Below are 22,221 nucleotides of genomic sequence, written 5' to 3' on the forward strand. Positions count from 1 at the left end.
CTGAAAACAGCACGCATGCGTACGGATAAAACGTTTGATTGAACCGCGCAGGCTCATGCACCCTTGCCGACCTTGCCTCTCGCTCCTTGCAGGACACGTTCGTCATGACTCGTCAAAGTGCGTACTCGCGCGACCAATTGCTGGCCAGCGCGCGTGGAGAATTGTTTGGGCCCGACAGCGGCAGGCTGCCGAACGATCCGATGCTGATGTTCGACCGCATCACCGAGATCAGCGACACCGGCGGTGCACACGGCAAGGGCGTGATTCGCGCCGAACTGGATATCCGCCCGGACCTGTGGTTCTTCGGCTGCCACTTCATCGGTGACCCGGTGATGCCCGGTTGCCTGGGCCTGGATGCAATGTGGCAGCTCACCGGCTTTTTCCTCACCTGGATCGGTGCGCCCGGCCGCGGCCGCGCCCTGGGCTGTGGGGAGGTCAAGTTCACCGGACAGGTGCTGCCCAGCGCCACCCTGGTGAGCTACGAGATCGATGTCAGCCGCGTGATCAACCGCAAGCTGGTGATGGCGCAGACCGATGCACGCATGCTCGTGGACGGGCGTGAGATCTATACCGCCAAGGATCTGCGCGTGGGCATGTTCACTTCAACGGAGAGCTTCTGATGCGGCGTGTTGTCGTTACCGGAATGGGCATCAATTCGTGTCTGGGCAATGATCTGGACACCGTCTCCACTGCACTGCGCGACAGCCGCTCCGGCATCACCGCGCTGCCCGATCACGCCGAAGCCGGCCTGCGCAGCCAGGTGGGCGGCGCGGTGGCACTGGACCTGGAGGCATTGATCGACCGCAAGCTCAGGCGCTTCATGGGCGATGGCGCGGCCTATGCGTATCTGGCCATGCGCGATGCGATCGCCGATGCGGGCCTGAGCGCCGAGCAGGTCAGCGATCTGCGTACCGGCGTGATTGCCGGCTCCGGCAGCGGCTCCAGCCAGTGGCAGGTGGAAACCGCCGATCTGCTGCGGGCACGCGGCGTGCGCAAGGTAGGCCCGTACATGGTGCCGCGTACGATGAGTTCGGCGGTCTCTGCATCGCTGGCCACCGCGTTCAAGATCCGCGGCCTGAGCTATTCGCTGTCGGCCGCGTGTGCGACCTCGGCGCACTGCATCGGTGCGGCAGCGGATCTGATCCGCCATGGCGCGCAGGACGTGATGTTCGCCGGCGCCGGCGAAGAACTGCACTGGACCATGAGCGTGATGTTCGATGCGATGGGTGCGCTGTCCACCGGCTTCAACGATCGTCCGGCGGTGGCATCGCGCCCGTACGACGCGCAGCGCGATGGCTTCGTCATCAGCAGCGGCGGTGGCATGCTGGTGCTGGAAGACTACGACCACGCCATCGCGCGCGGCGCACGCATCCATGCCGAATTGCTGGGCTACGGCGTGACCTCCGATGGCGCGGACATGGTCGCCCCCAGCGGCGAAGGCGCGGTGCGCTGCATGCACATGGCCATGCAGGGGCTGGATCGCCCCATCGATTACCTCAACACGCACGGCACCTCGACACCGCTGGGCGATGTCACCGAACTGGGCGCGGTGCGCGAGGTGTTCGGCGACAACGTGCCGCCGCTGTCTTCGACCAAGGCGTTGTCCGGCCATTCGCTGGGCTCGGCCAGCGTGCACGAGGCGATCTTCAGCCTGCTGATGTTGCGCGATGGGTTCATGGCCGGCTCGGCGCATATCGAAGAACTGGACCCGCGCGCGGAAGGTTTCCCGATCCTGCGGCAAACCCAGGACGCCAGCTTGAACACGGTGATGTCCAACAGCTTCGGCTTTGGCGGCACCAACGGCACGCTGGTGTTCGGCCGGGTGTAAGTACGCGGCGCTAGACGCCGCGCGGAATGGGGAATGGGGAATCGGTGTGCCGGGAGATCGCTCTTGCCACTCCCCGATCCCGATTCCCCACTCCCGGGTCAGCCGGCCATGCCGTTATGCCGCAGCAACGCGTCGATCCGGGGCGCGCGGCCACGGAAGGCGCGGAAGTTGTCGGCCGCGCTGCGGCTGCCGCCACGCGACAACACCTCGTGGCGGAATCGGGCGCCGGTCTCGGCTACCTGCTCGGGCGCCTCCTCGAACGCGGCATACGCATCGGCGCTGAGCACTTCGGCCCATTTGTAGCTGTAGTAACCGGCCGCATAGCCGCCGGCAAAAATGTGGCTGAACTGGTGCGGGAAGCGATTCCACGCCGGTGGCCGATTGACCGCCACTTCGTCGCGCACGCGCTCGATCAACTGCAGCACGCTGTCCTGCGCCGGGTCGAAGCTGCTGTGCAGCTGCATGTCGAACAAGGCGAATTCCAGCTGGCGCACGGTGAACATGCCGCTCTGGAAATTGCGCGCAGCCAGCAGGCGATCGAACAGGTTGCGCGGCAGCGGCTCGCCGGTCTGCACGTGCGCGGTCATCGCCTGCACGCGCTCCCATTCCCAGCAGAAGTTCTCCATGAACTGGCTCGGCAACTCCACCGCATCCCATTCCACGCCGTTGATGCCGGCCACGCCCAGCTCGCCGATGCGGGTCAGCAGCTGATGCAGGCCGTGGCCCATTTCATGGAACAGCGTGGTGACTTCGCCATGCCGGAAGGTGGCCGGTGCATCGCCGCTGCCGCGGCCGAAGTTGCACACCAGGTACACCAATGGCGTCTGCACGCCGTTGGCCGTTTCGCGGCGATTGCGGCAATCGTCCATCCACGCGCCACCGCGCTTGCCCTCGCGTGCATACAGATCCAGATAGAACTGGCCGACCAGCGCACCTTGCGCATCTTCCAGCCGGTAGAACCGCACATCCGGGTGCCACACCGGCGCGCTGTCCTGTGTGACGCGCAAGCCGTAGAGACTGTGGATCACATCGAACAGACCAGCCAGCACCTTTGGCTCGGTGAAGTACTGCTTCACTTCCTGCTCGGAAAAGCTGTACCGCGCCTGCTTGAGTTTTTCGCTGACGTAGGCCAGATCCCACGCCTGCAGTTCGTCCAATCCCAATTCGTCGCGTGCGAAGACTTCAAGCTCGGCGCGGTCGCGCTGCGCATAGGGCTTGGCGCGCACGGCCAGATCGCGCAGGAAGCCCATCACCTCGTCCGGGCTCTGCGCCATCTTGGTGGCTACCGAATAGTCGGCGTAGCTGGCAAAGCCGAGTAGCTGCGCCAGCTCCGCACGCAGCGCAAGAATGCGGTCGATATTGGCGCTGTTGTCCAGCGCGGCATCGCCGAATTCGGAAGCGCGCTCGGCGTTGGCGCGATACAGCAGCGCGCGCAGTTCGCGGCTGTCGGCATCGCTCTGCACCGGCAGATAGCACGGCATCTGCAAGGTGAACTTCCAGCCCGCCACGCCGTCCTTTTCTGCGGCAGCACGCGCGGCGGCGATCACTTCGGCCGGCAGGCCGGAGAGCTGCGTTTCGTCCTCGGTGACGTGCGACCAGGCATCGGTGGCGTCGAGCACGTTTTGCGAAAACTTGGCCGCCAAGGCCGACAGCTCTTCCTGGATCTGCGCAAAACGCGCCTTGGCGTCGTCATCGAGTTCGGCACCGCCCAGGCGGAAATCACGCAGCGCGTTGTCCAGCACCTTGCGACGTGCCTCGTCGTAGGACGCCGCCTCCGGCGACTGCGCCAACGCCTTGTACTGCGCATACAGCGCCAGGTTCTGGCCCAGCGCACTGCCGAAGCGGCTCACCTTGGGCAGGTTGCTGTTGTAGGCCTCGCGCAACTCCGGGGTGTTCATCACCGCCTGCAGATGACCAACTTGCCCCCAGGCGCGCCACAGGCGCTCGGTGGCATCGTCCAGCGGGGTCACGAAGCTGTCCCAGCTCACCGGGCTGACCTGTTCGGCCGCTTTCACTGCCGCTTCGGCATCGGCGAGCAAGTGGTCGATCGCCGGGCCCACGTGTTCGGGGCGGATCGCATCGAAGGACGGCAGTCCGGACAGGTCGAGCAGCGGGTTGGTCATGGGGCGCTCCGGCGGGGACTGGATCAGGAATGACGAAGTTGTCTGGTGACACGTACCGATACGTTGCGTGTCACTGCGTGGTGGATATGGCGGTCATTCCAGCGCGGCACAAGGCAAGGCGGGCAGATCGCCGCCGTTCACGGCCAGCGCAATGGCTGCATCGCTGCCGCTGACATCGATCTCGCGCGCCACGTACCAGGCCGGGTCGTAATAGCTGTGCGCGTAGCGCTCGCCGGCATCGCACAGGATGGTGACGATGGAGCCCTGACGGCCCTCCTCCCGCATCCGCTGCGCCGCCTGCAGGACGCCGACGAAGTTGGTGCCGGTGGAGCCGCCGACGCGCCGGCCCAGCGTGGCGCTGACATGGCGCATGGCCGCCAGGCTCAGCGCGTCGGGCACCTTGATCATCACGTCCACGCAGCTGGCGATGAAGCTCGACTCCACCCGCGGCCGGCCGATGCCTTCGATGCGCGATCCGCCGGTGATGGCCAGCTCCTTGGGGCACTGCCCGTCCACCGCACGGCAGTAACCGTCGAAGAACACCGACACTTCCGGGTCTGCGCACAGGATGCGGGTGGCATGCCGGCGATAGCGCACATAGCGACCCAACGTGGCGCTGGTGCCGCCGGTGCCGGGGCTGCAGACGATCCAGTCCGGAATCGGGTGCGGCTCCTCGGACAGCTGCTTGAAGATCGATTCGGCGATGTTGTTGTTGGCGCGCCAGTCGGTGGCGCGCTCGGCATAGGTGAACTGGTCCATGAAGTGCCCGCCGGTTTCGCGCGCAAGCGCATGCGAGGCGCTGTCCAGGTCGCAGGCGCGCTCCACCAGATGGCAGCGGCCGCCCTGGAATTCAATCGCGGCAATCTTCTCCGGCGAGGTCGACGCCGGCATCACCGCGATGAAGGGCACGCCCAGCAGGCGCGCGAAATACGCTTCGGAAATGGCGGTGGAGCCGCTCGATGCCTCGATCACCGGGCGCCCGGCACGCAGCCAGCCGTTGGTGAGCGCGTACAGGAACAGCGAGCGCGCCAGCCGGTGCTTGAGGCTGCCAGTGGGGTGGCTGGACTCGTCCTTGAAGTACAGGTCGATGCCCGGATAACCCGGCAGGTCCATCGGGATCAGATGGGTGTCGGCCGAACGGTTGAAATCGGCCTCGATCTTCTGGATGGCGGCGGCCACCCACTGGCGCTGCGACATGGGCACGGACGTGATGCAAAGGAAGAACGCAATTCTAACGCCGCCAGGTGCGCTGCCGGGGCGGGCGGTCATCCGGCGGACAGTTGCCAGGCCGGTGGTATGCTCGTGGCCCCTGTCCGCCGCCTCCACTGCCCGTGCTGCGTTGCCTGCTCCGCCTGCTGCTGTGCCTGTGCCTGGTCGCCAATACGGCCACCGGCGCGTGGGCGTCGGTAGGCATGGCGATGCCGGACACGGTCATGCCGCAGGCCACGGCGCATGCGATGGCGGCGCACCCGTCGACCGCACAGGCCATGCCATGCCACGACGCCATGGCGGCGCCGCACAACGCTGCGCCCGACGCACTGGCCGCGCAGGTCAAGGGCGACCAACCGCATGCGGCCGACTGCTGCAAGCTGGGCAGTTGCGACTGCCTGCAGCATTGCAGCCTGGCCCTGCTGACGCTGCCTGCGGTGCCGACAGCGATGCCGGGCCATTTTGCCGTGCCTGCCGCCCTGGACGAAGGCCGCAGCAGCCCGGCGCACGAGCAACCGGTGCGACCTCCCATCGGCTAAGCGGCCGACGGACCCTGTGCCCGCCAGCAGGCGGGCATGCTCGTCACCCGATGTCGTCAGGTCGTGCATGCGCGCTGCGCGTGCAATCGCGCCCTCGCCGCAGCTTGATGCCGGCTCCGCATCGTCTGTCAGCCACGTCTTATGCCCTTCGCCCTGCGTGCCTGCACGCGGGAGTTCCCAGCGATGCGCTGCGTTCGCCAGTTGGCGCAGACGCACCGGAGGTGTCATGTCTTCCGATTCCCATGTGTTCGATCCAACCTCCGTGCCAGGCCTGAGCCGGCGCCGCTTCGTGCAGGGCCTGGCCCTGGGCGGGGTTGCCGCCACCGCCGGGCTGTGGCGCAACAATGCACGCGCAGCCGGCGCCATGGCTGTGCCCGTCCTGCGCGGCAGCAGCCAGGCGCTGCAGATCGGCCGCCTGCCGGTCAACATCACCGGGCGCACCCGCCCGGCGATCACCGTCAACCAGAGCCTGCCCGCACCCACGCTGCGCTGGCGCGAGGGCGACAGGGTGAGCGTGCGCGTGCGCAACGCGCTACCCGACCAGCCCACCTCGGTGCATTGGCATGGGTTGTTGCTGCCGGCCAACATGGATGGCGTGCCGGGCATGAGCTTCGATGGCATCGCGCCGGGGCAGGAATATCACTACCGCTTCGCGCTGCGCCAATCCGGCACCTACTGGTACCACAGCCATTCGATGTTCCAGGAGCAGGCGGGTTTATACGGCGCCATCGTCATCGACCCGCTGACGCCAGCGCCGTATCGCTACGACCGCGAGCATGTGGTGCTGTTGTCGGACTGGACCGATCTGGACCCGGCCGCGCTGTTCCGCCGGCTCAAGCAGATGCCCAGCCACGACAACTACGCGCAGCGCACGGTGGGCGATTTCCTGCGCGATGCGCGCGAAGACGGTGTGCGGGCAACGTTGGCAGACCGCGGCATGTGGGGGCGCATGCGCATGACCCCCACCGACCTGTCCGACGTCAACGCCAACACCTACACCTACCTGCTCAACGGCGTGGCACCGGCCGGCAACTGGACCGGGCTGTTCACCCCCGGCGAGAAGGTGTTGCTGCGTTTCATCAATGGCTCGTCGATGACCTACTTCGACCTCCGCATCCCCGGGCTGCGCATGACGGTGGTGGCCGCCGATGGCCAGTACGTCCATCCGGTCAGCGTGGACGAACTGCGCATTGCCGCAGCCGAAACCTTCGACGTCATCGTCGAACCGATCGGGCAGGATGCATTTACGTTGTTCGCGCAGGACATGGGGCGTACCGGCTTCGCCTGCGGCACCTTGGCGGTACGGCATGGCTTGCAGGCGCCCATTCCTGCGCTGGACCCGCGTGCGATTTTGACCATGCAGGACATGGGGCATGGCGATGGGATGCATCACGCAATGCCCGCAATGCATGACGCACCCGGGATGCAGGCCGCACATGCGATGCACGACATGCACTCGCATGACGATGCAAAGGCACACGACAAGACCCCACGTCACCCGGCCAGCGAGGCCGGCAACCCGCTGATCGACATGCGCAGCAACGCCACCGCACCGCGGCTGGACGACCCCGGCGTGGGCCTGCGCGACAATGGCCGCCGCGTGCTGCGCTATGGCGATCTGCACAGCCTGTTCGACGACCCGGATGGGCGCGATCCCGGACGCGAGATCGAGCTGCATCTGACCGGGCATATGGAAAAATTCGCCTGGTCGTTCGACGGCGTGGCGTTCGCCTCGGCCGAGCCCTTGCGGCTGCGCTACGGCGAGCGGCTGCGCATCGTGCTGGTCAACGACACCATGATGCAGCACCCCCTCCATCTGCACGGCATGTGGAGCGATCTGGAAGATGCCGACGGCAACTTCCAGGTGCGCAAGCACACCATCGACATGCCGCCGGCCACCCGCCGCAGCTACCGCGTGCGCGCCGATGCGCTGGGCCGCTGGGCGTATCACTGCCATCTGCTGTACCACATGGAAGCGGGCATGATGCGCGAAGTGCGGGTGGAGGCATGAGCGCGCTTCGGCTCACCGCGCTGGTAGCGGGCAGTGTCTTGTTCAGTGCGCCGCTGGCGGCACAGGAGCACGTGCATGCTGCGGTCATCCCGCAAACACCGCAGCAAGCCGTATCGCCTTCGCCAGCCGAGCAACGCCAGATGGCGCACGAGGGCATGGACCATGGCGCGATGAATCATGGGCCGACGGATCATGCCGCGACGGAGCACGCTGCAGTCGACCACGCGGCGATGGATCATACGGCGATGGATCACGCAACGATGGGTCATGCAACAGCCACGAGCACGCCCGCGCCCACATATGTCCCACGTGGCAACACCGCACTGCCACGCGAGCCAATTCCCGAGCCCACCACCGAGGACATCGCGGCGGCCTTTGCCCCGTTGCGCAGCCATGCGATGCACGGAACCGGCATCAACCGGTATGTCCTGCTCGATCGCCTGGAAGCCTTCGACACCGATCGCGGCAGCGGGCAAGCGTGGGAAGCACGGGCGTGGGTCGGCGGCGACATCAACCGGCTCTGGCTCCGCAGTGAAGGCGAGCGACACCGCAGCCGCACCCGGGATGCATCGGTCGAAGCGTTCTACGGTCATGCCATCTCACCGTGGTGGGATCTGCTGGCAGGCGTGCGTCAGGACCTGGGTGCAGACCATCGCAGCTGGGCCGCGTTCGGGGTGCAGGGAGTGGCGCCGTACAAGTTCGAAACCGAAGCCACGCTGTTTGTCGGCAGTGGTCGCGCCGCCATGCGGCTGGAAGGTGAGTACGACGTGCTGCTCACCAACCGCCTGATCCTGCAACCACGTGCAGAGGCGACCATCGCAGTGACCGATGACGATCGACGCGGTATCGACAGCGGGCTGCAACAGGTCGAAGTAGGCATGCGGCTGCGTTACGAAATCACCCGGCGGTTTGCGCCTTACATCGGCTGGGTGCATCACCGCAGCTTCGGTGACCGGGCCAACGCCACGATGGACGAGGAGCCTGCACGCGACAGTCGCTTCGTCGCCGGCGTGCGCATCTGGTTCTGAGCCAGTGGCAAGGGGGCCCAGACTGCTTATCTGGCCCCTGCCGCTGACGGGCGCGCGGACGGTGGCAGCGCGCTGCCATGACACGCACACAACCCCGCCCCCGCTAAAATCGCCGCCCGGCGCTCACCCTGCGCACTCAACTTTCAAGAGGAGATCACCATGCCTTTGACCGATCTGCAGCATGTTCCCGGTGCCAGTGCAGCGCCGGCACAGACCCACGGCTTCGTGTTCAACCACACCATGCTGCGCATCAAGGACGCGCCGCGCTCGCTGGACTTCTACACGCGCGTGCTCGGCTTCCGCCTGCTGGATGCACGTCACTACGCTGAAGCGAAATTCAGCCTGTACTTTCTCGCGTTGTTGCCGCAAGACACTGCCATTCCCGATGACGACGCACAGCGTCGCCTGTGGATGGCCGGCATCCCCGGCGTGCTCGAACTGACCCACAACCACGGCACCGAAACCGAAGACGGTCCCGTGTATCACGACGGCAACAGCGACCCACGCGGCTTCGGCCATATCTGCATCTCGGTGCCGGACATCCACGCCGCCTGCGCACGCTTCGACAGCCTCGAGGTGCCGTATCAAAAGCGCCTGGAAGACGGCCGCATGAAGCACCTGGCCTTCATCAAGGACCCGGACGGATACTGGGTAGAGATCATTTCCAATACGCCGCGGGCCTAAGAGCGGCACGCTCGGCAACCCTGACGTTTCAGCGGATGGGAGTAGACATGAACACTCCTCCCATCCCGCCCCAAGGTCCCACGCCACGGCGGAAAGCCGGCACCACCAGGCGCGGCGCGACGACTGGACACAACGGCGGGCTGGAGTAGACTTTCGCCGCCCTCCGCAATGGATGCACCCCAATGCTCGTCAGGAAGATTCCACTGATCCTTGCGCTAGCAACGATCGCCGCGTGCAAGCCGGCGGCGCCAGACGCTACGGCTCCAAAGACGGCCACTGCCGACACGGCCAGAGCCACCACCCCTAAATCCGCAGACAAGGAAGCATCTCCCATGCAGGACGCAACCCAGGGATCGACCCAGCAAGTGCAGCCGCCGCGACCCGATAGCGTGCTGTATTTCATCAGCAACGTGGACGGCGACGGCGCAACCTCTTACGAGGTCGCCAATGGCAGCTGGATCAATTACTGGTACGGCTTCCAGTTCGAACTTGGCGGTACGCGTTATTACACCGGCTTTGCATGGGAAACGCCCGAACGCTACGGCGCAGAGCGCGAGAATCACTACGCTGCCCCTGGTACCAAGGTGACACTTGCTCACGCCACGTTTGTGGCCAGCGAGCCGGGCAGCAAGTCCCCGTGGAAGCTGCTAGGCGTAGAACCCTACATTGGTGAATTCGGGGGTAGCGAAAAAGGCAACGAGATAGATACTGAGCGCAGGCCCCAGACATGGATCACACCCTCGGGCGACATGCTACTGGCGTTACCCACCTGGTATCTGGTTTCGGGGGTCCGTATGCGGACGATCGAGATACTGCTATTCAATCCGCATGAACTGACGAAAACCGATGAAAATGTGTGGCGCTACCTGGCAACGCTCGAGGCTGGCTCCAATAACGATGCAAGTTGCGGACCGGACTCTCCGGGATCCATCCCTTGCATCGACATCACCGGCACGCTTGCGATCGTGCCGCAAGATGGTAGCGACATGCCCCTGTTGCGGGTAAGCATTCCTGGAGCAGCCGACCAGGGTGACACGGTAACCGAATATCTTTACGATACGTCGCAGAAAACCTACCGGTCGACCTCCCGGTAAGGGCCAATGGATTGGCTCAGGTCGACTTAACGCGGCAGCATCTGTTGCCGCCTCAATCGCATGGAGAACGCGATGGCACGTGACTACAACCGCGCTGAAGTACTGGACATCATCGAACGTGAAGCTCAGCAGCGCGATATTCCGCGCGACGACTTCATGCGGTTCGCATATATTGAAACTGGCGGCCAGTTTAATGAACTGGCATCGCGCGGCCCCAATAGCGCCAAGGGTTTATTCCAGTTCGTACCAGAAACGGCTGAGCAATACGGCATCAGGGGCCGTGAGCTGGATGCGGTCGCTAACACCGATGCCGCTGCACAACTTTATCAGGACAACCGCCGCATCCTGGTAAACCGCCATGGAAGCAACGGCATGCCATATCTGTCGGGCAAAGAGCAGCCCGATGGAATGGACTTATACATGGCGCACCAGCAGGGTGCGGACGGCTATCGTTCAATCCAGTCGGCTATCACACGCGGCGAATTCATCCGTCCCGATACTCGCGCGAAGATCATCAACAATGTCTCCAGAGAAGACTTGAAGGAAGTGACTGGAGTCGAATACGACGCGTTTAAACGCCTAGCCGACAGGGAAATGGCACAAACGTTCAGGCAATACTGGGATACCAAGTTTGATCGTATTCGCATTCCCGAAAAAGGAATTGAACCGATTAACGATGCACCTTCACGTGCACCGACGCAGGCCCAGGGCACGCCCGCACAAACACAGCATAAGGGGGCTATCGCACTAAGCGCTGCCTATGATTTGACAGAGAAGTACGATCACGTCAAATACGCTATGAGCGGCAAACATGCAGGTGTGGACGGGAAGCACCCGGAACAGGGTTATGTTGATTGTTCTGGCTGGGTTGCCACCATGCAGAACGCAACCATGAAGGAGATCAACGAAAAGGCTGGGCATACCGTGTTCGGTAAGGGCGATCAATTCAAGCTGGCAATTGACGGCGCGGCGATGATCGTGGAAAAAGCGCAGGAGCGCTCTGGAGTTCTGATCCAAGGCAAAGACGTCACTGCCCAGAATCTCAAAGAAGGCATGATCATCGGCGAGGACAATGGCCCGCAGAGTTGGGACAAGGGGCGTTACAAGGGCATCGACCACATCACCATGGTGGTGCGCGACCCCAAGGATGGCGAGCTCAAGATCAGCCAGTCCCGCGGTGGCGAGGGTGTCGAACTCAGCTCGCTGGATACCTACCTTGAGCGCAAGCACGACAAGGGCGTCAAGCTCTATGCCAGCGACCCGCTCTCCGAGGCGCGCGAGTTGCTGCAGGACCGCAGCCAGACCAAGCAGCAGTCGCACGACAGCAACGCGCACAAGCCCGCGCATGCACAAGCTGCGGCCGAAACCTCCGGCGTGCTGCGCGAGAAGGCCCACGGTGCCGATGTTCAAAAATTGCAGCAAACCTTGCAACAGCTGGGCTACAAGGACGCCAACGGCAATGAACTCAAAGCCGACAGCGCCTATGGCCAGCGGACGGGCGAGGCAGTCAAGGCGTTCCAGCGTGCACACGGGCTACAGGACGATGGCGTGGTTGGCCGCGATACGCTCAATGCGCTGAAGCAGGCAGAAAAAACACCGCTGCTCTCGGAGAAAACCAACCCCGACCACCCGCTATTCAACCAGGCTGTCAGCAAGCTGGAACAACTGGGTCCAAATGCATTCGCCAACCGGCAGCAGTTGGTGAACGCTGCCGGCCACATGACCTTCGAAGCAAAAGTCAGTGGCCTGCAGCGAATCGACATGGTGGCGCAAAGCAAGGATGGCAGCGGCCTGTTTGCCGTACAGGGCCAGCCGAGCGACCCGGCGCATCAGCGGATCTACACCGACAAGGCAACCGCTGCGGAACGTCCCCTGGAGCAAAGCAGCAATGCCGTGCGGCAGGAAGCGCAATCGCATACGCAGGCGCAAGATCAGCACGAGCAGCAACGCAACCAGGCGCGCAGCGTAGGCTGATCGCTCTGCAATGGAAAGACACAAGGGGCACTGATCGATGGATCAGTGCCCCTTGTGGTTTAGCGATATGTTTAGCGTAATTCGTGTCAGAGCACATCGGGTGCCCGATGTCCGGCGTCGACAGATCCGGCCGTTCAATTGGACGTTGCAACAGCCTCTCTATCGGGGAACCACTGCGGCAACCGCTCGGCGAATTTCGCTGCGCATTCGTCGCTGTAGGCTTTTGCGGCCTCTTTGACCAATGCGTAATCGTTGGCTTCCCACTGCTCCAGAGAAGCAGTCCGCGGTGTCGGCGTACAGTCCATGCTGACCGGGCTCGCCTTGCGCTTGAGAAGGCCGGTGCGTTCCCCGCCGATCGTCACTGCATAGCGCAACTCGTAGGGCGATTTGGTATCGGCCAGGCTCTGATACACCAGCAGCCAGTCGGACATCAGCACCTGCAATGGAAACGGATCCACCGGCAGCGCAGTCGGATGCCCGGTGAAATAGGTCTTCAAGTGCGCGTTGACCGCATCGCGCTGCAATTGATAACCCGGATTGCCTACACCTTCCATCTTCTCGCCTTTCAACTGTCCCTTGTTGAAGGCCGAGACCACGCCCCCACGCGCAAACAAGCTGGTGGCGATCTGCAATCCCACCACCGCCCCGGTATGCCCGCGACGAACCACGCGCAATATTTCATCGCCATTGGGCAGCCCGTTGGAGCCTACGCGCATGCTGGCATGCAACGGCAGCTGCAGGGCCCAGTCAGCCGATGCTGCAATGACGACATCTGCATCGGCTTGCGTTTGTGACGATGGCTGCCCTTCGGCTGCCGCAACCACAATCGTCCCCGCTTCAGCCGCCGCCGCATAGGCAGTTGCCGCAGAGAAATCACCGCCTGCAAACGCAGGCCCCACTGCCGTGGCTTCGGTCACGCGCGCAGGCGTACAAAACGTCCCAGCTGCACGCATCTGCGCTTCATGAAAGCCGATACCGCTGATCTGGTGCACATCGGCATCCTTGCCGTACCGCTCCACCAGCTTGCCGATCACTGCATCAGATGGCGTTTGCTGTGCGCAGACCTTGGCGGCGGCGATACGCGACCAGGCAAATTGCAGCGCAGGGTCCCAACCCATCGCATCTTCGCCTACGAACCCGTGGTCGTAGTGATACGCATAGATGGCAGGGTCGATTTCCTGCAGCGTCATTCCACCCTGACCGGCATAGCCCGGCGGCAGATCTTGCGCAACGGCAAGCCCAGGCAGTGCCAACAGCACCGCCGCGATACACGTCTTCATGGATCCCTGTCCCTATGGATGACTGCGACGCGCTGCATGTCCCCCATGCAGCGCGACCGATGCACCAACGCTTGCACGCGATGGCTTCCAACACTGCAGGGTTCGAATCGACAGGTAATGGCACAGCGCACCCGCAGATCGTCCTGCAGGGATAGTGTGCCCGCACGAGGCAGCCATCGCAGTCGGGGCGGTCCCGACGCCGATGTGGGGACCGCCCCTGCGCACGTTCACTGGTTACGCATGCAAGATCCCGCCAGCGCTCGGTTGCCAATCGTGTGGCGTGCGCAATGCAGCGAGTGTGCGCACCAGCTCGCGATAGCTGCCGGCCAGTTGTGCGAACAGTCCTGCATCGCTGTAGCGGGTGTCGGCTACTTCAGAATATGCGCCGCGCCCCAGGTCGATGAAGTAGTCCACACTCAGCCGACGGCGCTGCGCCACACCCGGGAACAGGCCTGCAATCAGCAGACATCCGTCGCCCACATCGCGTAATGCATCGGCCCGTACGCTGCCGACCTGATCCTGCGCATGCAACCATGCCAGTGCCTGCGTGCGCGACAGCAGATGCGCATCGCGCTGGAAACGCAACAAAACAAACACCAGATAATGCTCACGCGACTCGTCCAGCGGACGTGCGATCCGCTGCCCCGCCTCGCGCACCAACGCCTGCCACAATTCCGCTGGCGCCCCCTGTTTGAAAGACTCGTGCATACGTCCTCCTGCGTGGTGTGACCCTCGCAAGAAGCTTATGCATAACCTGGGCCAAAGCGTTGGCAGCCTCGGAGCGCGGCTGCTAAGTGGCGTTACACGCAGCCGACTTGATGGCGGCCTGCCGCCTGGCTGCCCGAGGACGACGATCGCCGCTATCTCTTGCGTAGCAGCAATGAGGCATCCACGCGGCCTGGCTGCGCACCGCCGTTGCACCATGGCTGCCAGCTCACGCTTCGGTGCAGCGGCGCGATGTGGCTAAGGCACGCAAATCATCGGCCTGAGGCCGGCACTGGCGGCAGGCAGGCACCGTATTCGCGTGGTACAGGCCAAGCAGAATCAACGCACTTGCCGCGCCTGCCTGACGGCGGGCGCGGTCGTCCCGCTCGCGCGCTTACTCCACCGTCACCGACTTGGCCAGATTGCGCGGCTTGTCCACATCGGTGCCGCGTGCCAGGGCGGTGTGATACGCCAGCAGCTGCACCGGGATGGTGTGGATCACCGGCGACAGCACGCCGGCGTGGCGTGGCGTGCGGATGACATGCACGCCTTCGGACTCGCTGAAGTGGCTGTCCTGGTCGGCGAACACGAACAGCTCACCGCCACGTGCGCGCACTTCCTGCATGTTGGATTTGACCTTCTCCAGCAGGCGGTCGTTCGGTGCGATCACCACCACCGGCATCGCTGCGTCCACCAGTGCCAGCGGGCCGTGCTTCAACTCGCCAGCCGGATACGCTTCGGCATGGATATAGGAGATTTCCTTGAGCTTGAGCGCGCCTTCCAGCGCGATCGGGTAATGCAGGCCGCGACCGAGGAACAACGCATTTTCCTTCGCCGAAAACCGCTCGGCCCAGGCCATGATCTGCGGCTCCAGATTCAAGGCGTGCTGCACGCTGCCCGGCAGGAAACGCAGCTGCTCCAGATAATCGGCTTCTTCGGCCTCGCTGATGCGGCCTTGCAGCTTGCCCAGCACCATGGTGAGCTGGAACAGCACCGCCAGTTGCGTGGTGAACGCCTTGGTCGAGGCCACGCCGATCTCGGCGCCGGCGCGCGTATAGCAGACCAGTTCGCTGGCGCGCGGGATCGCGCTTTCGGGCACGTTGCAGATCGACAACGTATGCAGATGCCCCAGCGATTTGGCGTATTTCAGTGCTTCCATCGTGTCCAGCGTTTCGCCGGACTGCGAGATGGTGACGATCAGATGCTTGGGGTTGGCATACGCGGCGCGGTAGCGGTATTCGCTGGCGATTTCCACGCTGCACGGCAGGCCGGCGATGGCTTCGATCCAGTAGCGCGCAGTCATGCCGGCGTAGTAGCTGGTGCCGCAGGCCAGGATCTGCACGCCTTCGATGTCGCGCAACACCGCTTCCGCGTTGGCACCGAACAGCGACGCCGGAAAGCCCTTGGCATCGATGGCCGCTTCGATGGTGTCGGCCAGCGCACGCGGCTGCTCGTGGATTTCCTTCTGCATGAAATGGCGGAACGGGCCCAACTCCAGCGACGCCAACGACACGTCCGACAGGTGCAACGGGCGCTCGACCGGCGCGTCGTTGCCATCGAAGATGCGCACGCCATCGCGACGCAGTTCGGCAGTGTCGCCTTCTTCGAGGAAGATCACCTGGCGGGTGGCCTGCACGATGGCCGACACATCGGAGGCGACGAAGTTCTCGCCCTCGCCCACCCCGATCAGCAACGGGCAGCCCATGCGCGCGCAGACAAACCGTTCCGGCTCGGCCTGGCTCATCACCGCCAGCGCGTAGGCACCGGTGAGCTCCTTGACGGTGCGCTGCAGCGCGGTCAGCAGGTCGCCCGCGCTGCCCAGATGGTGATGGATCAGATGCGCGATGACCTCGGTGTCGGTCTGCGACTCGAAGGTGTAGCCCAGCGCGCGCAGTTTTTCGCGCTGCGCTTCGTGGTTTTCGATGATGCCGTTGTGCACCAGCGCCACGCCGGCGCTGATATGCGGGTGCGCGTTGGCTTCGGTGACACCGCCATGCGTGGCCCAGCGCGTGTGGCCGATGCCCAACGTGGCGCCGAACTGTTCGGCTTGCGCGGCCTGGGCCATTTCGGCCACGCGGCCGGTACGGCGCACCCTGCGCACCTGGTCGCCATCGAGCACCGCAATGCCGGAGGAATCGTAGCCGCGGTATTCCAGCCGCTTGAGTCCTTCGATCAGGACCGGGACCACATCGCGCCCGGCGATCGCTCCGACAATGCCGCACATATGGACAGCTCTTTAGGAAGAAGACCGGCATTTTAGCGTGTCCGCTCTTGTCCACTGCATGACCGTCCCCGGACAGCGTGTCCGCGCAGGTGTCCGCGGACACTGCGGACACCTGCGCTGCGACCCTAAAGTGCAAGAATTTCAGCCACTTGCCGGTTGGCACGCGTCCTGCTTTGTCATCGTGACGCCACCGAGCCCGCCGACCATGATTCGTGACACCTCTGCCCAGGACCAGGTTCTCAGCACCCCCAGCCGGGGCACGCCGTGGCGCCGCTGGCTATGGCCCGGCATCGCGGCGGTCGCCGTGTTGGCCGGTATTGGCTGGGCGGTCACTGCATGGAGCGCCGGCAGCCGCTCGTTCGACGCCAGCCGGGTACGCATCGCCACGGTCAGCCAGGGCGACCTGGTACGCGACATCGCCGCCGACGGCCGGGTGATCGCCGCCAACAGCCCCGTGCTCTACGCCATCTCCGCCGGCACGGTAACGCTGAGCGTGGTCGCCGGCGATGTGGTCAAGCAGGGCCAGGAGCTGGCGCGCATCGACAGCCCGGAGCTGCGCAGCAAGCTGGCGCAGGAGCAGGCCACGCTGGCCGGCCTGGAGGCCGAATCCAGCCGTGCTGCCCTGGATGCCACGCTGGCGCGCGCCAACGCCAGCAAGCTCACCGACCAGGCCCGGATCGACAAGCAGGCCGCCGCACGCGACCTGGAGCGCTATCAGCGCGGCTACGATGGCGGTGCGGTGCCGCAGGTGGAGCTGGCCAAGGCGCAGGACACCTTGAAGAAGACCGACATCGACCTGCAGCACGCCCAGCGCGATGCGGCGCTGAAGAGCCAGGGCGCAGATCTGGATTCGCGCAACAAGCGCCTGCTGGCCGACCGCCAACGCGCGGTGGTGGCCGAGGTGCAGCGCCAGGTGGACGCCCTCACGCTGCTGTCGCCGTTCGATGGCCAGGTCGGTCAGGTGCAGGCCGTGCAGCACACCCAGGTCGCCGCGAACGCACCGATCCTGGGCGTGGTGGATCTGTCCAAGTTCGAAGTCGAGATCAAGGTGCCGGAAAGCTTCGCGCGCGATCTCGCGATCGGCATGCCGGCCCAGCTCACCAGCGGCAGCGGCGAACCGTTCCCCGGCGCCATCTCGGCGGTGTCGCCGGAAGTGGTCAACGGCGAGGTCACCGCGCGCATCCGCTTCACCGACAAGCAGCCGCCGGGCCTGCGCCAGAGCCAGCGCATGAGCGCACGCGTGGTGATGGACACGCGCCGCAACGTGCTCAAGGTCGAGCGCGGCCCCTTCGTCGAACAATCCGGCGGCAGCTACGCCTATGTGATGGATGGCAACACCGCGGTGCGCCGCCCCGTGCGCATGGGCGTCAGCAGCCTGGGCGAAGTGCAGGTGCTGTCCGGGCTGCAGGCTGGCGACCGTGTGGTGGTGTCCGGCGCAGACAACTTCGGCGATGCGCCGCGCGTCACCGTCCACTGATTCAGTCATTCCACCTCGTCGCACTCTCTCTTCGCAAAGGAATCGGCAATGCTCAAGATGCAAGCAGTCTCCAAGGTCTTCCGCACCGAACAGGTGGAAACGCACGCGCTGCGCTCGCTGGACCTGCATGTACGCGAAGGCGAATTCGTCGCGGTCACCGGCCCCTCCGGCTCGGGCAAGACCACCTTCCTCAACCTGGCCGGGCTGCTGGAAACCTTCACCAGCGGGCAGTATCTGCTGGATGGCGAAGACGTCAGCCATCTCTCCGACAATGCGCGCTCGCGCCTGCGTAATCAGAAGATCGGCTTCATCTTTCAAGGCTTCAACCTGATTCCCGACCTCAACCTGTTCGACAACGTCGATGTGCCGCTGCGCTATCGCGGCATGGCCGCGGCCGAGCGCAAGCAGCGCATCGAAGAAGCACTGACCAAGGTCGGCCTGGGCTCGCGCCTGAAGCATTACCCCACCGAACTGTCCGGCGGCCAGCAGCAGCGCGCCGCAATCGCGCGCGCACTGGCCGGCAGCCCACGCCTGCTGCTGGCCGACGAACCCACCGGCAACCTCGATTCGCAAATGGCGCGCGGGGTGATGGAACTGCTAGAAGAGATCAACAGCCAGGGCACCACCATCGTCATGGTCACCCACGACCCGGAACTGGCCGCGCGCGCCCAGCGCAACGTGCACATCGTCGACGGCCAGGCCACCGATCTGGAACGCAACCCCAGCCTGATGCGCGCGCCCAGCGCCGCTGCAACCCTGGCCGACTAAGGAGCCCGCCCATGTTCGGCTATTACTTCACTCTGGCGCTCCGCAGCTTCCGCCGCAACAAGGTGCTCACCGCCCTGATGGTGCTGGCCATCGCGCTGGGCATCGGCGCCAGCATGACCACGTTGACGGTGTTCTACGTGTTGTCAGGCGATCCGATTCCGCAGAAGAGCGACCGGCTGTTCAACGTGCTGGTCGACCCACAACCCAAAGCCGGTTTTCAGCCAGGCGAAGAGCCGGATGATCAAGTAACCCGCTTTGATGCCGAGGCGCTATTACGTGAAAAACGTGCCAACCGCCAGGCACTGATGACCGGCGGGCAAGTGGCCATCGAGCCAGACAAGAAGGGCATCAGCGCATTCAAGTCGGAAGCTCGCTTTACCTCGGCAGATTTCTTCCCGATGTTCGAAACACCATTCCTGTACGGACAGGGCTGGTCGGCCGGCAGCGACGAAAAACACGAACGCGTTGCAGTCATTACCAAGAAACTCAACGACAAATTGTTCGACGGGAGCAACAGCGTCGGTCGCGATTTGCGCATGGACAAGAGCACTTTCCGCATTGTTGGCGTACTCAATGAATGGAATGTCAATCCGCGCTTCTATGACCTCAGCAATAGCTACGGCTCAGACGAACAGGTGTACCTGCCGTTCTCGGTGGCGATCGATCTGAAGATGGACCATTACGGCGGCATGAATTGCTTTGGCAAGAACGACAATAGCGATCAAACCGCGCTCAACGCGTCCTGCACCTGGATGCAGTATTGGGCAGAGCTGGAAAGCCCGGCGAAGGCTGGTGACTACAAGGCCTACCTGGACAACTACTCCGATCAACAACGCGCTGCCGGACGTTTCCAGCGCCCGAACAACACCCGCCTGCGCAACGTGATGGAGTGGCTGGACTATAAAGAGGTGGTTCCCGGTGACGTGCGCCTGCAGTTGTGGCTGGCAATGGGCTTCCTGCTGGTGTGCCTGCTCAATACCGTTGGTTTGTTGCTCGCCAAGTTCCTGCGCCGCAGTGGCGAGATCGGCGTGCGTCGCGCACTGGGCGCATCGCGCGGTGCCATCTTTGCGCAATGCCTGGTCGAAGCCGGCACCATCGGACTTGCAGGCGGCATTGCGGGGCTGGGGCTGGCATTGTTGGGATTGTGGGCGGTACGCCAACAAGCCGTCGACTACGCCGAGCTGGCACATCTGGATCCGACCATGCTGCTGCTGACCTTCGCACTGGCGCTGTCTGCCAGCCTGCTGGCAGGCTTACTGCCGTCCTGGCGTGCCATCCAGGTTGCCCCCGCGCTACAGCTCAAAGCGTCCTGATCACCAGGCCCGCCGCGCTAAGGCGGGCACGGCCTCTTATCCGAAGGTACCGCCCATGGACATTCGCCCTATCGTTTCCACGTTGCGCCGTCACAAGACCGCAGCGGCATTGATCGTGCTCGAAATAGCACTTGCCTGCGCGATTATCTGCAATTCCCTGTTTTTGATCGGCAACCGCATCGAAACGCTGCAGCAGCCCAGTGGCATTGCCGAATCGGAACTGGTCAGCATCCAGCTTGGGGGTATCGGCACCCAGGTCAATGCAGAAGCGCGCACGCGTGAAGATCTGGCAGCACTCCGCAACCTGCCTGGTGTCCGCAGCGCGGCCGTCATCAATCAGATTCCGTTTGTTCATTACTCATGGAACAGCAGTGTCTCTCTTACTCGAGAACAAGAGCGCCCGACACTCAATGCCGCACAATACATGGTCAGCGAAGGCACGCTTGGCACGCTTGGTCTGCAATTGCTGGCAGGGCGCGATTTCACCGCAGGCGAATTCATGGATGTGTCGCAGGCCAACAAGGACAGGTCCATCGATGAGAAAGGCCTTTCGATGATCATTACGCAGCACATGGCCAACAAGCTATTCCCCGCCCAAACTGCATTGGGAAAGACCGTTTACGCAGGCGATACTGCACTACACATCATCGGCATCGTGCAGACACTGGCACGCCCCACCAACAATACCGCAGCCGGTGTTGATCAGAGTAATTACTCGATGTTGCTGCCGCTGCGCATCGATTACACCGCAGGCCAATACATCATCCGCGTCACCGATCCAACGCGTCGGGCAGAGGTCTTGCAATCTGCCGTCGCAGCGCTGATGAAATTGGACAATAGTCGGCTGGTCCTGAAACAGGAGACTTATAGCGAAATCCGCGCGGATTATTTCGAGAACGATCGCGCCATGATCTGGTTGCTTGGCGCAGTCTGCATCGCGCTACTGATCGTCACTGCGCTGGGCATCGTCGGTCTTGCCAGCTTCTGGGTGCAGCAGCGCACCAAGCAGATCGGCATCCGCCGTGCGCTGGGTGCAACGCGTAGCCAGATCCTGCGCTACTTCCAGATGGAGAATTTCCTGCTCGCCTCGATCGGCATCGTGCTCGGCATGCTCATGGCCTACTCGATCAACGTGTGGCTGATGGCACGCTACGAATTGCCGCGGCTGCCGGCGATCTACCTGCCGATCGGCGCCTTGCTGTTGTGGACGCTTGGGCAGGTGGCGGTATTCTGGCCCGCGCGCCGTGCGGCTGCAGTGCCACCGGCTGTCGCCACTCGCAGTGCATGATCAACGACGCCTCTTTCTTGCTGCGAGTTGGACGGGACGAAGCGTCGGCGCCTCCTTGCCATCGCCCGCACGTGCGGCAACTTCACTGATCGGGACACATTCCATGCATCCCTTTGTTGCAACACCGGCGCTGATCCTGCTGACAGTCTCTTGCCTATTGCACGCCGGGCAGGCCAGTGCCGCAACGCAGGCGACCTCCGTGCCAACCACCTCGACCCGCGATGTCCTCGTCATCGAAGACACGCGGCTGGACTGGCGACGTAACGAACAGGTCCTGGAACTCGTCTCGACCGGCGACGGATTGCTGGTGACAAAGGCCAGCGCGGCACTGGCGCTGCAGTTACACCGTGGCGACCGGCTACGCACGGCAGGGCGTACCCAGATCACCAGCGTCGCCCAGCTGATCGCCGCACTGCGTGCCGCTGCAAACGCCCCGATCGAAGTGCACGTGCTACGCGACGGCGTCCAGGTGCGCCTGACCTGGGCCGTAGCAGCGTACGCGCCACTCCTCCCGCCGAGGGCTCCTTCGCCGCCCACGTCCGGCTGACAAGCGGCCAAGTCTCCATCGCGCGCACGGTCGAGTCCGTCGGCATTGCTATCCCCTGCAAATCACGCTCCGACAAGCGACGCATTTGCAGCACCGTCCTGCACAGTATTCTGTGTCGATCCCTCTTCC

The 22,221-nt window shown here is 63.9% G+C and carries 18 protein-coding genes; 13 read left to right on the forward strand and 5 right to left on the reverse strand.

Annotated features, from left to right (window positions below):
- Positions 1-104 precede the first annotated feature (104 nt).
- Entirely contained in the window at positions 105-620 is a 516-nt protein-coding gene (fabA, locus tag XnspCFBP7698_RS18555) for a 3-hydroxyacyl-[acyl-carrier-protein] dehydratase FabA (RefSeq protein WP_039403728.1), read from the forward strand.
- Positions 620-1,828: a beta-ketoacyl-ACP synthase I gene (gene fabB, locus XnspCFBP7698_RS18560; RefSeq protein ID WP_104579448.1), complete on the forward strand. Its 1,209-nt coding sequence runs from the start codon at positions 620-622 to the stop codon at positions 1,826-1,828. The genes fabA and fabB overlap by 1 nt, the downstream gene beginning before the upstream one ends.
- Positions 1,829-1,926: 98 nt before the next feature.
- Here fabB and XnspCFBP7698_RS18565 read toward each other — a convergent pair whose 3' ends face one another.
- The gene (locus XnspCFBP7698_RS18565) at positions 1,927-3,951 is read right to left on the reverse strand and encodes a M3 family metallopeptidase (RefSeq protein ID WP_104579449.1); all 2,025 of its coding nucleotides are present in this window, start codon (positions 3,949-3,951) and stop codon (positions 1,927-1,929) included.
- Between the two features lie 93 nt (positions 3,952-4,044).
- The gene (locus XnspCFBP7698_RS18570) at positions 4,045-5,148 is read right to left on the reverse strand and encodes a PLP-dependent cysteine synthase family protein (RefSeq protein WP_039403655.1); all 1,104 of its coding nucleotides are present in this window, start codon (positions 5,146-5,148) and stop codon (positions 4,045-4,047) included.
- Between the two features lie 134 nt (positions 5,149-5,282).
- Between XnspCFBP7698_RS18570 and XnspCFBP7698_RS18575 the strand changes: the two genes are divergently transcribed.
- From XnspCFBP7698_RS18575 to XnspCFBP7698_RS18600, 6 genes are all read left to right on the forward strand, one after another.
- Positions 5,283-5,699, forward strand: a complete 417-nt coding sequence (locus XnspCFBP7698_RS18575; protein WP_104579450.1) for a CopL family metal-binding regulatory protein — start codon at positions 5,283-5,285, stop codon at positions 5,697-5,699.
- 226 nt (positions 5,700-5,925) lie between these two features.
- On the forward strand, positions 5,926-7,710 hold the full coding sequence (locus XnspCFBP7698_RS18580; RefSeq protein WP_104579451.1) for a copper resistance system multicopper oxidase: 1,785 nt from the start codon (positions 5,926-5,928) through the stop codon (positions 7,708-7,710).
- Positions 7,707-8,738 (forward strand): copper resistance protein B, encoded by a 1,032-nt coding sequence (locus XnspCFBP7698_RS18585; RefSeq protein ID WP_104579452.1) that lies wholly within the window; start codon positions 7,707-7,709, stop codon positions 8,736-8,738. Before XnspCFBP7698_RS18580 ends, XnspCFBP7698_RS18585 begins: the two co-directional genes overlap by 4 nt.
- A 159-nt stretch (positions 8,739-8,897) precedes the next feature.
- Positions 8,898-9,422 carry a lactoylglutathione lyase gene (gene gloA, locus XnspCFBP7698_RS18590; RefSeq protein WP_104579453.1) on the forward strand — a complete coding sequence of 175 codons (525 nt, stop codon included), beginning with the start codon at positions 8,898-8,900 and terminating at the stop codon, positions 9,420-9,422.
- Between the two features lie 332 nt (positions 9,423-9,754).
- Positions 9,755-10,516, forward strand: a complete 762-nt coding sequence (locus XnspCFBP7698_RS18595; RefSeq protein ID WP_047692993.1) for a hypothetical protein — start codon at positions 9,755-9,757, stop codon at positions 10,514-10,516.
- Between the two features lie 72 nt (positions 10,517-10,588).
- On the forward strand, positions 10,589-12,490 hold the full coding sequence (locus XnspCFBP7698_RS18600) for a peptidoglycan-binding protein (protein ID WP_104579721.1): 1,902 nt from the start codon (positions 10,589-10,591) through the stop codon (positions 12,488-12,490).
- 134 nt (positions 12,491-12,624) lie between these two features.
- Here XnspCFBP7698_RS18600 and XnspCFBP7698_RS18605 read toward each other — a convergent pair whose 3' ends face one another.
- From XnspCFBP7698_RS18605 to glmS, 3 genes are all read right to left on the reverse strand, one after another.
- The gene (locus XnspCFBP7698_RS18605; RefSeq protein ID WP_104579454.1) at positions 12,625-13,770 is read right to left on the reverse strand and encodes a hypothetical protein; all 1,146 of its coding nucleotides are present in this window, start codon (positions 13,768-13,770) and stop codon (positions 12,625-12,627) included.
- A gap of 234 nt (positions 13,771-14,004) precedes the next feature.
- Positions 14,005-14,478 (reverse strand): hypothetical protein, encoded by a 474-nt coding sequence (locus tag XnspCFBP7698_RS18610; RefSeq protein WP_039564281.1) that lies wholly within the window; start codon positions 14,476-14,478, stop codon positions 14,005-14,007.
- Positions 14,479-14,869: 391 nt separating this feature from the next.
- Complete coding sequence (glmS, locus tag XnspCFBP7698_RS18615) at positions 14,870-16,699, reverse strand: glutamine--fructose-6-phosphate transaminase (isomerizing) (RefSeq protein ID WP_104579455.1); 1,830 nt, start codon at positions 16,697-16,699, stop codon at positions 14,870-14,872.
- 205 nt (positions 16,700-16,904) lie between these two features.
- Here glmS and XnspCFBP7698_RS18620 point away from each other — a divergent pair, with 205 nt between their 5' ends.
- The 5 genes from XnspCFBP7698_RS18620 (at position 16,905) to XnspCFBP7698_RS18640 (ending at position 22,092) form a co-directional block, all read left to right on the forward strand.
- On the forward strand, positions 16,905-18,176 hold the full coding sequence (locus XnspCFBP7698_RS18620; RefSeq protein ID WP_104579456.1) for an efflux RND transporter periplasmic adaptor subunit: 1,272 nt from the start codon (positions 16,905-16,907) through the stop codon (positions 18,174-18,176).
- Between the two features lie 48 nt (positions 18,177-18,224).
- Positions 18,225-18,944 (forward strand): ABC transporter ATP-binding protein, encoded by a 720-nt coding sequence (locus XnspCFBP7698_RS18625; RefSeq protein ID WP_047692950.1) that lies wholly within the window; start codon positions 18,225-18,227, stop codon positions 18,942-18,944.
- Positions 18,945-18,955: 11 nt separating this feature from the next.
- A complete protein-coding gene (locus tag XnspCFBP7698_RS18630; RefSeq protein ID WP_104579457.1) occupies positions 18,956-20,257 on the forward strand; it encodes an ABC transporter permease in 1,302 nt (433 codons plus the stop codon).
- A gap of 55 nt (positions 20,258-20,312) precedes the next feature.
- Positions 20,313-21,545: an FtsX-like permease family protein gene (locus XnspCFBP7698_RS18635; RefSeq protein WP_047692948.1), complete on the forward strand. Its 1,233-nt coding sequence runs from the start codon at positions 20,313-20,315 to the stop codon at positions 21,543-21,545.
- Positions 21,546-21,744: 199 nt separating this feature from the next.
- Complete coding sequence (locus XnspCFBP7698_RS18640) at positions 21,745-22,092, forward strand: hypothetical protein (RefSeq protein WP_104579722.1); 348 nt, start codon at positions 21,745-21,747, stop codon at positions 22,090-22,092.
- Positions 22,093-22,221 lie beyond the last annotated feature (129 nt).

The organism is Xanthomonas sp. CFBP 7698, assembly GCF_003600855.1.
GTDB lineage: Bacteria > Pseudomonadota > Gammaproteobacteria > Xanthomonadales > Xanthomonadaceae > Xanthomonas > Xanthomonas cannabis.

What these genes read in the sequence shown, in the direction of transcription:
- XnspCFBP7698_RS18565 (WP_104579449.1), bottom strand. Translation starts at nt 3,951, where the DNA reads ATGACCAACCCGCTGCTCGACCTGTCCGGACTGCCGTCCTTCGATGCG.
- fabA (WP_039403728.1), top strand. Translation starts at nt 105, where the DNA reads ATGACTCGTCAAAGTGCGTACTCGCGCGACCAATTGCTGGCCAGCGCG.
- XnspCFBP7698_RS18585 (WP_104579452.1), top strand. Translation starts at nt 7,707, where the DNA reads ATGAGCGCGCTTCGGCTCACCGCGCTGGTAGCGGGCAGTGTCTTGTTC.
- XnspCFBP7698_RS18625 (WP_047692950.1), top strand. Translation starts at nt 18,225, where the DNA reads ATGCTCAAGATGCAAGCAGTCTCCAAGGTCTTCCGCACCGAACAGGTG.
- glmS (WP_104579455.1), bottom strand. Translation starts at nt 16,699, where the DNA reads ATGTGCGGCATTGTCGGAGCGATCGCCGGGCGCGATGTGGTCCCGGTC.
- XnspCFBP7698_RS18610 (WP_039564281.1), bottom strand. Translation starts at nt 14,478, where the DNA reads ATGCACGAGTCTTTCAAACAGGGGGCGCCAGCGGAATTGTGGCAGGCG.
- fabB (WP_104579448.1), top strand. Translation starts at nt 620, where the DNA reads ATGCGGCGTGTTGTCGTTACCGGAATGGGCATCAATTCGTGTCTGGGC.
- XnspCFBP7698_RS18570 (WP_039403655.1), bottom strand. Translation starts at nt 5,148, where the DNA reads ATGTCGCAGCGCCAGTGGGTGGCCGCCGCCATCCAGAAGATCGAGGCC.
- gloA (WP_104579453.1), top strand. Translation starts at nt 8,898, where the DNA reads ATGCCTTTGACCGATCTGCAGCATGTTCCCGGTGCCAGTGCAGCGCCG.
- XnspCFBP7698_RS18605 (WP_104579454.1), bottom strand. Translation starts at nt 13,770, where the DNA reads ATGAAGACGTGTATCGCGGCGGTGCTGTTGGCACTGCCTGGGCTTGCC.
- XnspCFBP7698_RS18580 (WP_104579451.1), top strand. Translation starts at nt 5,926, where the DNA reads ATGTCTTCCGATTCCCATGTGTTCGATCCAACCTCCGTGCCAGGCCTG.
- XnspCFBP7698_RS18630 (WP_104579457.1), top strand. Translation starts at nt 18,956, where the DNA reads ATGTTCGGCTATTACTTCACTCTGGCGCTCCGCAGCTTCCGCCGCAAC.
- XnspCFBP7698_RS18600 (WP_104579721.1), top strand. Translation starts at nt 10,589, where the DNA reads ATGGCACGTGACTACAACCGCGCTGAAGTACTGGACATCATCGAACGT.
- XnspCFBP7698_RS18620 (WP_104579456.1), top strand. Translation starts at nt 16,905, where the DNA reads ATGATTCGTGACACCTCTGCCCAGGACCAGGTTCTCAGCACCCCCAGC.
- XnspCFBP7698_RS18635 (WP_047692948.1), top strand. Translation starts at nt 20,313, where the DNA reads ATGGACATTCGCCCTATCGTTTCCACGTTGCGCCGTCACAAGACCGCA.
- XnspCFBP7698_RS18595 (WP_047692993.1), top strand. Translation starts at nt 9,755, where the DNA reads ATGCAGGACGCAACCCAGGGATCGACCCAGCAAGTGCAGCCGCCGCGA.